The sequence below is a fragment of the Klebsiella sp. S69 genome, from assembly GCF_016516145.1.
In the GTDB taxonomy this organism is placed as follows: Bacteria; Pseudomonadota; Gammaproteobacteria; order Enterobacterales; family Enterobacteriaceae; genus Klebsiella; species Klebsiella oxytoca.
Window position 1 is genome coordinate 17,291 of sequence record NZ_JACVUU010000033.1, and the last position, 11,808, is coordinate 29,098.

12 protein-coding genes are annotated in these 11,808 nt (G+C 52.2%); 4 read left to right on the plus strand and 8 right to left on the minus strand.

The window, feature by feature from the left end:
• Nucleotides 1–94 precede the first annotated feature (94 nt).
• The 6 genes from IAE27_RS26215 to IAE27_RS26240 are packed head-to-tail and all read right to left on the minus strand — an operon-like array spanning nucleotide 95 to nucleotide 6,444.
• Nucleotides 95–1,078, minus strand: coding sequence for an aldo/keto reductase (locus IAE27_RS26215; protein WP_049128674.1), 984 nt, complete (start codon nucleotides 1,076–1,078; stop codon nucleotides 95–97).
• A 9-nt stretch (nucleotides 1,079–1,087) separates the two neighbouring features.
• Nucleotides 1,088–2,035 (minus strand): sugar kinase, encoded by a 948-nt coding sequence (locus IAE27_RS26220; RefSeq protein ID WP_070557290.1) that lies wholly within the window; start codon nucleotides 2,033–2,035, stop codon nucleotides 1,088–1,090.
• 4 nt (nucleotides 2,036–2,039) lie between these two features.
• A complete protein-coding gene (locus IAE27_RS26225; protein ID WP_016808483.1) occupies nucleotides 2,040–2,876 on the minus strand; it encodes a ketose-bisphosphate aldolase in 837 nt (278 codons plus the stop codon).
• Nucleotides 2,877–2,900: 24 nt separating this feature from the next.
• On the minus strand, nucleotides 2,901–3,944 hold the full coding sequence (locus IAE27_RS26230; protein WP_108703944.1) for an NAD(P)-dependent alcohol dehydrogenase: 1,044 nt from the start codon (nucleotides 3,942–3,944) through the stop codon (nucleotides 2,901–2,903).
• 17 nt (nucleotides 3,945–3,961) lie between these two features.
• Complete coding sequence (locus IAE27_RS26235; RefSeq protein WP_017146094.1) at nucleotides 3,962–5,341, minus strand: MFS transporter; 1,380 nt, start codon at nucleotides 5,339–5,341, stop codon at nucleotides 3,962–3,964.
• A 26-nt stretch (nucleotides 5,342–5,367) separates the two neighbouring features.
• A complete protein-coding gene (locus IAE27_RS26240) occupies nucleotides 5,368–6,444 on the minus strand; it encodes a zinc-binding dehydrogenase (protein ID WP_023320741.1) in 1,077 nt (358 codons plus the stop codon).
• Nucleotides 6,445–6,767: 323 nt separating this feature from the next.
• On the opposite strand from IAE27_RS26240, the gene IAE27_RS26245 reads away from it, so the two are divergent.
• Together IAE27_RS26245 and yajD are read left to right on the plus strand one after the other, a co-directional pair.
• A complete protein-coding gene (locus tag IAE27_RS26245) occupies nucleotides 6,768–8,021 on the plus strand; it encodes a glycoside hydrolase family 18 protein (protein ID WP_070557288.1) in 1,254 nt (417 codons plus the stop codon).
• Nucleotides 8,022–8,121: 100 nt separating this feature from the next.
• Nucleotides 8,122–8,466 carry an HNH nuclease YajD gene (gene yajD / locus IAE27_RS26250; protein ID WP_004101273.1) on the plus strand — a complete coding sequence of 115 codons (345 nt, stop codon included), beginning with the start codon at nucleotides 8,122–8,124 and terminating at the stop codon, nucleotides 8,464–8,466.
• A 49-nt stretch (nucleotides 8,467–8,515) separates the two neighbouring features.
• On the opposite strand, the gene IAE27_RS26255 is transcribed toward yajD, so the two are convergent.
• Nucleotides 8,516–8,791, minus strand: coding sequence for a YeaC family protein (locus tag IAE27_RS26255; protein WP_004101272.1), 276 nt, complete (start codon nucleotides 8,789–8,791; stop codon nucleotides 8,516–8,518).
• 43 nt (nucleotides 8,792–8,834) lie between these two features.
• Nucleotides 8,835–9,248: a peptide-methionine (R)-S-oxide reductase MsrB gene (gene msrB / locus IAE27_RS26260; RefSeq protein WP_070557287.1), complete on the minus strand. Its 414-nt coding sequence runs from the start codon at nucleotides 9,246–9,248 to the stop codon at nucleotides 8,835–8,837.
• A 339-nt stretch (nucleotides 9,249–9,587) separates the two neighbouring features.
• Here msrB and gapA point away from each other — a divergent pair, with 339 nt between their 5' ends.
• Entirely contained in the window at nucleotides 9,588–10,583 is a 996-nt protein-coding gene (gene gapA / locus IAE27_RS26265; RefSeq protein ID WP_004101269.1) for a glyceraldehyde-3-phosphate dehydrogenase, read from the plus strand.
• Nucleotides 10,584–10,851: 268 nt separating this feature from the next.
• Nucleotides 10,852–11,736 carry a D-hexose-6-phosphate mutarotase gene (locus IAE27_RS26270; protein ID WP_200093076.1) on the plus strand — a complete coding sequence of 295 codons (885 nt, stop codon included), beginning with the start codon at nucleotides 10,852–10,854 and terminating at the stop codon, nucleotides 11,734–11,736.
• The last annotated feature ends 72 nt before the right edge of the window (nucleotides 11,737–11,808 follow it).

Sequence of the window (11,808 nt, forward strand, 5' to 3'; positions counted from 1 at the left end):
GTATCGCACAGGCCATGTTTATTTTCAAAAGAACCTGTCTGAATCACAGATTTAATACTCTTTTACACAGAAACAGAGGTCCGCGTCTTATCTCTTATTTAGGATCCAGCGCTTCCGCCATTCGCCTCATCAATAATGAATCATCATCGGTCAGAGCGATGTTCAGCGCATCGACATTCTCGCGCACCTGCTCGGGCGCCGTAGCGCCGCTCAGCAGGGTAATGAGATCGCTTTGCTTTAATATCCACGCCAGCGCCAGCGCGGGGATGGTACAGCGATATTTTTCGCATAGCGGCTGCCATTGCTCAAGCATATCAATCACGCGCAGCATATTTTCCCGCTGGAACCAGACCTTATTGGCCCGCGCACCGCCGGGAATATAATCACGGCCGATAGTCCCGGTCAGTAGCCCCTGCTCAAGCGGCGAGTAGACCTGCACTACAATGCCGTTCTGTTGACAGAGCGGCAGTAGCTCGGCCTCCAGCGCCCGGTCAAGAATGCTGTACTTGGCCTGCACGATATCCAGCTCGCCGTGCTTGAGGTACTCTCTGATATGCCCGGCATCTACGTTCGCCGCGCCGATAGAGCGAATTTTCCCCTCTTTCTTAAGCGCGTTCAGCGTGGCTACGGTCTCCGCAATTGGCGTAAAGCAGGGCTCTACCGACTGCCAGTGGGTCATATAGATATCAATAGTATCGATGCCCAGCCTTTGCAGGCTGGCCTCCACCTCTTCGCGAATCGACTCGGGCGTCAGGTTTTTATACAGCTGGCGATCGCCCACCTTATTAAACAGGCTGCCCGTGCGCTCCCAGACGATACCGCATTTGGTTTCGACAACGACTTCGCGGCGCGGCAGCTGTTTAAGCGCCTGGCCAACAATCACTTCGCTGTTGCCAAAGTTGTAGCCTGGCGCGGTATCAATCAGATTGATCCCGCAGCGATGCGCCTCAACAATGGTGTCGATACATATCTGCAGATCGAGATCGCCGTTCCACGCCGGGCCGCCGCCAATGGCCCATGTGCCTAATCCCATTCGGGAAAGCGTGATATCCGTACTGCCTAAAGAAATCATTTTCATCTGCTGCTATTACCCTTCATATTCGTCGAGAAGTTGTTCAACCAGCGTTCTGTTCTTCACGCCCGTCGTGGCGCCTACGCTCAGCACCGAGATCGCCGCCGTGGCGTTAGCAAACAACGCGCACTCGCGCAGCGGTTTGCCTTCAAGCAGCGCGGAGATAAATCCCGAGGCAAAATTATCCCCTGCGCCAATGGTGTCGATGGCGGTAATGCCTGAAACCGCCGGCACTTCCAGCTTCATATCGGCACGCTTAATAAAGCAGCCTCGCTTGCCGGTCTTAATAACCACCGTTTTCACCCCGCAGTTCAGGAAGCTATCGGCGATCTCATCCAGCGTCTCTTTGCCGGTGAGCAGTTTTGCCTCGGCATAATTGGGAAACAGATAATCGACGTAGCTCAGCGCCTGGCGAATATCGTTCAGAGTTTCGTTAAGCCGCGGCTTAATCATATCGGCGCAAATAATTAACCCGTGCGCTTTGGCCTGAGTGAATATCTCCGTTAACGCTTTACCATCGAGCAGCGGGCTATTAAAAATGCTCGCCAGCGACAGCAGCTTTGCCTGAGAAAAGCGGCTAAAGTCCACATCGTTAATATTCAGCTTCCACAGACTACCATTGCGGTTAGTCACAAAAGTACGCTCGCCATCGGCGGTGACCAGACCCACATTAATGGAGGTATCGATTTCGCCATCCTGCTTCAGGCTGTGGATATCAATATTCTCCCGGCGACAGTGTGCAAGAATAAAATTTCCCGCCGCGTCGTCCCCTACCCGACTCATTAATGCCGTTCGATGACCGAGTCGGGAAATAATGGTTGCCTCGTTAATTGCGTCCCCCCCGGTGGTCATGGCGATGCGTTCTAAGGGATATGAGTCAACATCAAAGATATTTTTGCTCACCGGCTGCAGGGGAATATCAACAATGGCCGCGCCTATACAAATAACCTCGATATTATCCATGTTGTCATTCCGCTTTACCGTCAGAGCCAAACAGTTTGATTTTCTCCAGCGCGCGCGTTTTGACCGCTTTGCGCACTTCGCGCTCAACGTGCAGGAACGGTTGATTCTGGTTCTCCTGCACTGCCGCCATCGCCGCCTGGCACAGTTCGGTATGAATGTTAATTTTGGAAATACCCAGCGAAATAGCCTGCTTAATATCCGCGTCGCTAATGCCGGATGCGCCGTGCAGTACCAGCGGAACGGATACCGCCTCGCGCACGCGTTTCACCACCTCAAAGTTGAGTTTCGGCTCTGAGGTATAGACCCCGTGCTGGTTACCAATCGCTACCGCCAGGGAATCGCAGCCGGTGCGCTCGACGAATTCCGCCGCTTGATCCGGATCGGTATAGTGATAGCCCGCCAGCGCTTCTTCGTAGACCGTTTCATTGCCCACGTGTCCCAGCTCCGCTTCGATCGGAATACCCAGCGGATGGAAGAAGTCCACCGCCTCTTTGGTCAGACGAATATTCTCTTCGAAATCAAAGGCGGAAGCGTCGCGCATCAGGGAGTTCATGCCATGGGCCCACGCATTGTGGATAATTTCCATGCTGCGTCCGTGGTCCCAGTGCGCAATCACCGGTACCGAGGCCTTTTTGGCCATTGAAACCATCATATGCGAAAAATCTTCAAACGAGGTATTGCCCACAAATCCAGTGCCGAAAGAGATAATCACCGGCGATGTTGACTCTTCCGCGGCATCGATAACGCCCATCAGCATTTCGGCATTCCACACGTTAAAGTGGGCAATGGCATAATGTTTATTTTGCGCATCATTTTCCCAATATTTAATATCAGCCAGCATAGTTGTTTCTCCCTTTTTAATAAATTAATGGTTAACTCTAATAACGCCTTTAATCATCTCGCGTTTGTTATTAACAGATTCCTCAAACGCGCGCTGAACATCCTCGTAGTCGTAAATGTGCGTCACCATCGACTTCACATCGAAACGGCCGGAGGAGATAGCTTCAATAGTCACCGGGTAGCGGTTGGCATAGCGGAAAACGGTCTGAATCGATACTTCGCGGTTAATTTTCAGGAAGTTAATTGCCGAATCCCCGGGGACCGTACCGACGATCATGATTTTCCCTCCACGCATGACCAGATACGGTGCCTGCTTAACGGTGATGGCCGAACCGGCGGTTTCGAATACGATATCAGCCCCCATGTCGCCGGATAACTGCTGGCAGCGAGCGACGGTATCCTCTTTTGCGCCGTCGATAACGACTTTGGCCCCGAGCTGTTCGGCCATGGCCAGGCGTTTTTCCAGCACATCAACCACCGTGATATCAGTAGCCCCCAGGCAAAGGCATGCCTGCAGGGTCATTAAACCAATACAGCCTGCGCCAAGAATGACGATTTTCTTGCCAGGCTTGACGTCCGCCAGCATTGCGGCATGCATGCCGACCGCCGCAGGCTCCACCAGCGCGCCTTCCATCGTGTCCATATTGTCGGGCAGCTTATAGGTGAAGCTCTCCGGATGGCACAGGTAGTGGGTTAACGCGCCGCGATAATTTGGCTGCGTGGCCATGAAATCAACGTCAGGACAGATATTGTATTTCCCCTCCAGACAGTAGCGGCAGTGGCCGCACGGCACCCCGGGTTCAATATTCACCCGGTCGCCGGGTTTAAATTTGCTCACGCGGTTTCCCACCGCGACCACCGTACCGGCGCATTCGTGCCCCAGACCAATTTCCTGATTGGGATCTTTCGGCGGAATAAAGGGACCTGATTCGAAACCGTGAACATCTGAACCGCAAATACCAACGTATTCAATTTTGATCAGCACTTCATGTTCTTTGGGTACCGGAATATCGGCAGCGATGATTTTCATCATACCCGGCGTTTTTAAAATCGCTTTTGAATTATTCATTTTATTTTCCGTCAATATTATTTGCTGGTAACGGCATCAATACCGAGACTTTCGACAGAGACGCCTTTAGTTTCAATTCCGATTGTGGCGATAGCGACCGCAACAATAATGGAGACGGCCCCCAGCAGCACAAATACCCCGGTTACGCCATAGCCGTTAAGTAATACCGCCACCGCATAGGGCGCGGCGATACCGCTGATGCGCCCCACCGCGTTCGCCAGGCCTGAACCACGAAGCTTCGCTTCGGTCGGCCATATTTCCGGCACATAGACCGCTGAGGCGTAGCAAACGTACATATAGACAAACGTAATCAGGAAGAAGCCAATTAATGTGATGAGCAGCATACTGGTTTGCAGAGAATAGATATATCCCAGCACGGCGATTAATACCAATAAGCCCACACCCATAGTTTTCCGCGGTATTTTATCCATCACCAGCATGGCGATGAAAATGCCAAACGGCGCGCCGAACATACTCATGGTGTTTAAAACAATGGAGTCTTTCAGATTAATGCCTTGGGTCATAAATATCGTCGGCAGCCAGTTAATCAAGGTATACTGGACGACATTCATGGCAATCAGGACGAAGGAGCCTAAAATAACCCGCTTGAGTAATACGCCGGTTAATAAGGCTGAATAAGGAACCGCGCGCGGCGCTTTACCATCATCTTCTATTACCACTGGCGGCAATGGCTTACCGGTTTGCTGCACGACCCTCTCTTCAATGGCCCGCATCACCTTTTCCGCTTCCGCGTAACGTCCGCGAGACTCCAGCCAGCGGGGCGATTCAGGGAAACTGCGCCAGGCAATAACGGTAGCAATTAGCGACAGCACCGCCGGGATCAGCAGCTGTACGCGCCAGTTCCATTCCGCGCTGATTAACGGCGTTAATCCCATCGCAATCAGCGAACAGAGCGGATAAGACCAGTTGCCGATAAACGAGACCCGACTGGACCAGGTGCCGCGATTTCTGCCGGGCATATATTCGGTGAATCCGGCAAATAAAGTCACCAGCAGCGCGCCTAACCCTACCCCCATGATAAAACGACAGGCAATCAGAAAGATCATATTCGGCGAAAACGCCCCAATGACCATGGCAATAATATGAATCGCTTCATACAGGATGAACGCATTTTTACGCCCGATCTTATCGCCGATAATGCCGCCGCCGAGCGCGCCAAGAAACATTCCCGCCGTGGTAATGGCAGAAAACGTAGCGGTCGTGGAATTATCGGTCCAGCCCAGGTCTTTTAGCTGCGCGAGTATTAACCCGCCTACGGCATTACTCCAGCAGACAAGTAATCCGAAAGCGACCATGGCAAACATTGAAGCGTGCCAGCGGCAGTCGGGCAGGCGATCGAGCCTGGCGCCGCAGTGCGGTTTTGCTATCTGTTCCATCCGGGAACCTTCCTTTAATAAATGAGTTATTCATCAAAGTCGTAAGTCATGATGACCTTAATCGCGGTTTTATCGACCATGGCATCAAAACCTTCGCGCCACTGCGACAGGCCAATGCGATGAGTAATCATTGGTTTGACTTTGATCGCGCCGCTGGCGAGCAGGCGAATGGCGTTGCGCCAGGAGGTGGAGTCGTAAGCCATATGGCCGATGATGCTTTTGTTCCAGGCAGTGATGTCGTTGATGGAGAAGTCCAGCGGTTTAAAGCCCATCCCCACGCGGACCACTTCACCGTTGGGGCGCAGCATTTCGATAGACTGTTTGAGGGCAATGTTGGCGCCTGAACATTCGATAACCAGACCGAGATTATCTTTGCCGCAAATTTCCTGACAGCGCGCAACGACATCTTCGCTCGAACCGTTGACCACCGCCGTCGCGCCCAACGCTTTAGCGATGGGGAAACGCACCGCGACGTCCTCTTCCAGCCCGACCATCACGATATTGACGGCCCCCATGATGCGCGCCATCTGTACGGCAAAGAGCCCTAGCGGACCGGTACCGAAGACCACCACGTCCTGACCGGGGAGAAATTTGGATTGTTGAGCGATAGATTTATAGGCGTTACAGATAGGATCCAGCACCGCCGCTTCTTCGTAATCAACGCCCGGCGGGATTTCCCACAGCGCGTGGCGATGAATTTTGAGGATCTCCCCCGGCACCAGGCAGTATTTTGAAAATCCGCCGCCCCAGGTATTGTTATCAAGACCTAAATTAACTTTTTCTGTACAACACAGAAAATCACCTTGTTCGCAGGCCGGACACACGCCGCAGACGTGCCCGCTATTATCAGAAACCACCCGCTGGCCCACTTTCCAGTCCTTAACCTTTTCGCCGACCCGGACGATTTCACCGGCAAATTCGTGGCCGCGAATGGAGTTGAATTGGTCGGATCCGCTATCGACGTTGTAGTGCTTCATATCCGCGCCGCAAATGGCTGCCGCCTTGATTTCAATCACGACATCATCCGGACCGCAGACCGGTTCCGGAACATCAATCATCTTATAGCCGCCAAAGGCCTTACCAAATCTTGCCAGTGCTTTCATTGCGTCTTCCTTTGTTTGTGGTTTTGCATCAGTGGGAGCAATACTTAACCACGAAATCTTTAAGGTCAACATTAAATCTTTAAAACACAGATATTGATCTGCATTTCACAACTTAGATCACAAATACGGCAAAATGGATGGCGGGGAGAGATGTGAAGGAAAGCTTATGGCGTTGGCATGGCGCGGCTTCGCTGATGCAGCGTGAACCCCTTCGCAGTTTTGCGCAATGGAAGATGCTAGCCTGCACGAGCTGTTTTTTCGCCACGCCATTTCCGTGGCGTGTTTGTTTTACTAAGTCACTTTTCTGTCAAAGAGGATTTGCTATGAAACTTTTGCCTTTACTGGCAGCTTTACCCCTGCTCTGCGCGAGCGTCGTTTCCGCTAATACCCTGATGTCCGTCGGCTACTTTAACGGCGGCGGCGACGTCACTGCCGGACCTGGCGGCAATATCGATAAACTTGACGTCCGGCAGATTACCCATCTCAACTACTCGTTTGGTCTGATCTATAACGACGAAAAAGGTGAAACCAACGCGGCCCTGAAAGACCCCGGCAGGCTGCATCAAATCTGGCTGTCGCCAAAAGTGCAGGCTGATTTGCAGAAAATCCCGCATCTGCGCCAGCAGAATCCGAACCTGAAAGTTTTGCTTTCCGTCGGCGGCTGGGGAGCGCGTGGATTCTCCGGCGCGGCGGCGACAAAAGAAACCCGAGCGCTGTTTATTCAGTCGGCGCAGGAGATCATTGAAAAATATGGTCTTGATGGTATCGATCTGGACTGGGAGTATCCGGTCAACGGCGCATGGGGACTGGTCGACAGCCAACCGGCCGATCGCGATAATTTTACCGCCCTGCTGAAAGAGCTGCGTGCGGCGGTGGGCAATAAAAAACTGGTGACCATCGCCGTGGGCGCTAACGCGGAGAGTCCGAAGAGCTGGGTGGATGTCAAAGCGATAACACCCTCGCTCGACTACATCAACCTGATGACCTACGACATGGCTTACGGCACCCAGTACTTCAATTCCAACCTGTACGACTCCTCTCAATGGCCGACGGTCGCAGAAGCCGATAAGTACAGCGCTGATTTCGTGGTCAACAACTATCTTGCGGCGGGTTTGAAGCCCAGCCAGATGAACCTGGGGATTGGTTTCTATGGGCGGGTACCGAAACGCGCCGTCGAGCCGGGCATTGACTGGAGCAAACCGGATGCGCAGAAAAATCCGGCAACGCAGCCTTATTTTGAGCCGCAGCAGGTCGAGCTGTTCAAAACGCTAGGCGTCGATCTGTCAAAAGATACCTACGTGAAATATAACGATATCGTGGCGAAGTTCATCAACGATCCGCAGAAGCGCTTTACTCAGCATTGGGATGATGAAGCGAAAGTGCCGTGGCTGTCGGTAACTTCCTCCGACGGTAAAGCGCTCTTTGCCCTCTCCTATGAGAACCCGCGTTCGGTGGCGATCAAAGCCGACTATATCAAGAGCAAAGGACTGGGAGGCGCGATGTTTTGGGAGTACGGCGCCGATGATCAAAACCAGCTAGCGAAACAGCTGGCCGAATCCCTGGGGATCAAACGCTGATCTGCGCGATGTCACCGCCTGCACAATAGGTTATGATAAGCACATTCCGCTGCGCCAGCTCCGGCGCAGCTTTTCATTTGCAACAGAAGGCATGGGTATTATGGCTTATATCCCGAAAAACTACGCCCGTCTGGAAGTCGGATATCGCGAAAAAGCGCTGAAGCTCTTCCCCTGGGTCTGCGGACGCTGCTCGCGTGAGTTTGTCTATTCGAATCTGCGTGAACTGACGGTACATCATATCGACCACGACCACTCCAATAACCCGGAAGATGGTAGCAACTGGGAGATGCTGTGCCTCTACTGCCACGATCATGAACACTCAAAATACACCGAGGCCGATCAGTATGGTTCAACGGTGGTGGCCGGCGAAGATGCGCAGAAAAGTGTCGGCGAAGCGAAATATAACCCTTTCGCCGATCTAAAAGCGATGATGAACAAGAAATAACGCTCAGCTGACGCTAAGCCCGGCGTTCAATTGGCCGGGCCGTTCAGGCTCAGGATTTAAACGTCGCGATAGGTTGCGGCGAAATACCAAAGTCCACTTTCAACTGCTGTTTACTCTTCATCACCATCTGTCCGTTGGTGTCGATGGTCATATGCTGCGCGTCAACGTTATATCGGGCCTGCCAGAGCATCACCAGCTGCAGACAGTTCTCTTTCTGCTCGGCTGTTAACGCCACGCCGTCGGGCCATTTTCCCAGCTCCACCGCCGTCGCCAGACGCTGATACACTTCCGGCGTCATGCCGTCGATAATCCGTTCAATTTCCATCGTTCTCCCGCCCCGTGTTGGAATAATTTGCTGAATCGTTTTTTCAACCCTTGGTTTGCTCACCATTTTCATCATTGGTGAAGCTTAAAGAGGCCGAATTAACACAAAAACGCTCACCGGTAGGCTGCGGGCCATCCGGGAAGACGTGTCCAAGGTGAGCATCGCAGTTTCCGCAGCGAATTTCCGTGCGCTGCATACCGTGGGAGTAATCGTTAAGATAGCGAATAGCGTCATCGCTTACCGGCTCATAAAAGCTCGGCCAACCGCAGCCTGAATCATACTTGGATTGCGAGTTAAACAGCGGCGCGTCGCATACCAGGCAGTGGTAGATGCCCTCGCGTTTGTTGTGGAGTAGCCGCCCGGTGAACGGCGGTTCAGTACCGTGATTCTGCGTCACGTAAAACTGCATCTCGCTCAAATTTTTTTTGAGCTCGTCCGAAGAGGGTTTATTCGACATTGGCTTGCTTCTCGCTGTGAAAGGACAACTTTTTCGGCTTAATTCTAACAAAATATTAACAATGAAGCGTGCACTTTTGTTCTAAACTTAGGCGACGCCAAAAGGCAGCCACACAATTGTGATGAATATCACATTTTTATCTCAAATGACCTTTAAAATTCCGGGCGCAGCCCCCATATGGAATTGGGCTCAAAGGGAAAGTGGGATAAATCAACCGCGCAAAGGCATGCTCCGGATTGATTTGTCGCAATGATTGACACGATTCCGCTTGACGCTGCGTAAGGTTTTTGTAATTTTACAGGCAACCTTTTATTCACTAACAAATAGCTGGTGGAATATATGACTATCAAAGTAGGTATCAACGGTTTTGGCCGTATCGGTCGCATTGTTTTCCGTGCTGCTCAGGAACGTTCTGACATCGAGATCGTTGCAATCAACGACCTGTTAGACGCTGACTACATGGCTTACATGCTGAAGTATGACTCCACTCACGGCCGTTTCAACGGTACCGTTGAAGTGAAAGACGGTCATCTGATCGTTAACGGTAAAAAAATCCGTGTTACCGCTGAGCGTGACCCGGCTAACCTGAAGTGGGACGAAGTGGGTGTTGACGTTGTTGCTGAAGCAACCGGTATCTTCCTGACCGACGAAACCGCTCGTAAGCACATCACCGCTGGCGCGAAAAAAGTCGTTCTGACTGGCCCGTCCAAAGACAACACTCCGATGTTTGTTAAAGGTGCTAACTTTGACAAATACGAAGGCCAGGACATCGTTTCCAACGCTTCCTGCACCACCAACTGCCTGGCTCCGCTGGCAAAAGTTATCAACGACAACTTCGGCATCATCGAAGGTCTGATGACTACTGTTCACGCCACTACCGCTACTCAGAAAACCGTTGATGGCCCGTCTCATAAAGACTGGCGCGGCGGCCGCGGCGCAGCTCAGAACATCATCCCGTCCTCTACCGGCGCTGCTAAAGCTGTAGGTAAAGTACTGCCAGAACTGAATGGCAAACTGACCGGTATGGCGTTCCGCGTTCCGACTCCGAACGTATCCGTTGTTGACCTGACCGTTCGTCTGGAAAAAGCTGCTTCTTATGAAGAAATTAAGAAAGCAATCAAAGCTGCTTCCGAAGGCGCAATGAAAGGCGTTCTGGGCTACACCGAAGACGACGTTGTCTCTACCGATTTCAACGGCGAAGTTTGCACTTCCGTATTCGATGCTAAAGCGGGTATCGCTCTGAACGACAACTTTGTGAAACTGGTTTCCTGGTACGATAACGAAACTGGTTACTCCAACAAGGTTCTGGACCTGATTGCTCACATCTCCAAATAAGTTGAGATGAGACCGTAATCTGTAAGAGCGACTCCGGTCGCTCTTTTTTTTGCCTAAAAATATACCCGTCATACTTCAAGTTACAGATGTGTTGGCTACGCTCGCTCACCCGAATCACTTACTACGGTAAGCTCATCGGGATGAATCAGGGACATCCATGTCCCTGACCGAAGGCCATCTTCGGTTGTTCAAATTCGTTCCTGACGAATTTGTCGTTCACTTGCCACCTTCCTGCAACTCGAATTATTTAGGGTAAAAGGATTGCGTAATGATTAATAAAATTTTTTCCCTCCCGGTTATCGAACAGCTTACCCCTGTCCTTTCCCGTCGCCAGCTTGATGACCTGGAACTGATCGTGGTTGATCATCCGCAGGTTAAAGCTTCCGTGGCTTTCCAGGGCGCTCACCTGCTCTCCTGGAAGCCCGCAGGCGAAGAAGAGGTCCTGTGGCTCAGCGGCAATACCCCATTCAAAAATGGCGTTGCCCTGCGCGGCGGCGTGCCGATTTGCTGGCCATGGTTTGGCCCATCAGCTCAGCAGGGTCTGCCGTCGCACGGTTTTGCCCGCAATCTGCCGTGGGCCCTGAAAGGCCACGATGAAGACGATAACGGCGTGGTGCTGACCTTTGAACTAAAAAGCAGCGATGCCACTCGCCAGTACTGGCCGCATGAGTTCACCCTGTTAGCGCGTTTCAAACTGGGTAAAACCTGCGAAATTGAGCTGGAAGCGCACGGCGAATTTGAAACCACTTCCGCCCTTCACACCTATTTCAACGTCGGTGACATTGCGGCAGTGAAGGTCAGCGGTCTGGGCGACCGTTATATTGATAAAGTGAAAAATGCCGAAAAAGGCGTATTAAGCAACGGCACTGAAACCTTCCCGGATCGTACCGACCGCGTCTATCTGAATGCAGAAACCTGCAGCGTCATTCACGATGATGCGCTCAGCCGCAACATCGATGTCGTCCATCATCACAACAGCAACGTGGTTGGCTGGAACCCGGGACCGGCCCTTTCCGTCAGCATGGGCGATATGCCCGATGATGGCTACAAGACCTTCGTTTGCGTAGAAACTTGCTGCGTAACCGAATCGCAGAAGGCCAGCGAAGAGAAACCTTCGCGCCTGGCGCAAACCATTCGCGTGGTGAAACGCTAACACACTGAAGGAGCGCATACGGGTTAAAATCTAGTGCGCGTATTTCTGCCGGGCGGCGGCTGACGCTTTGCC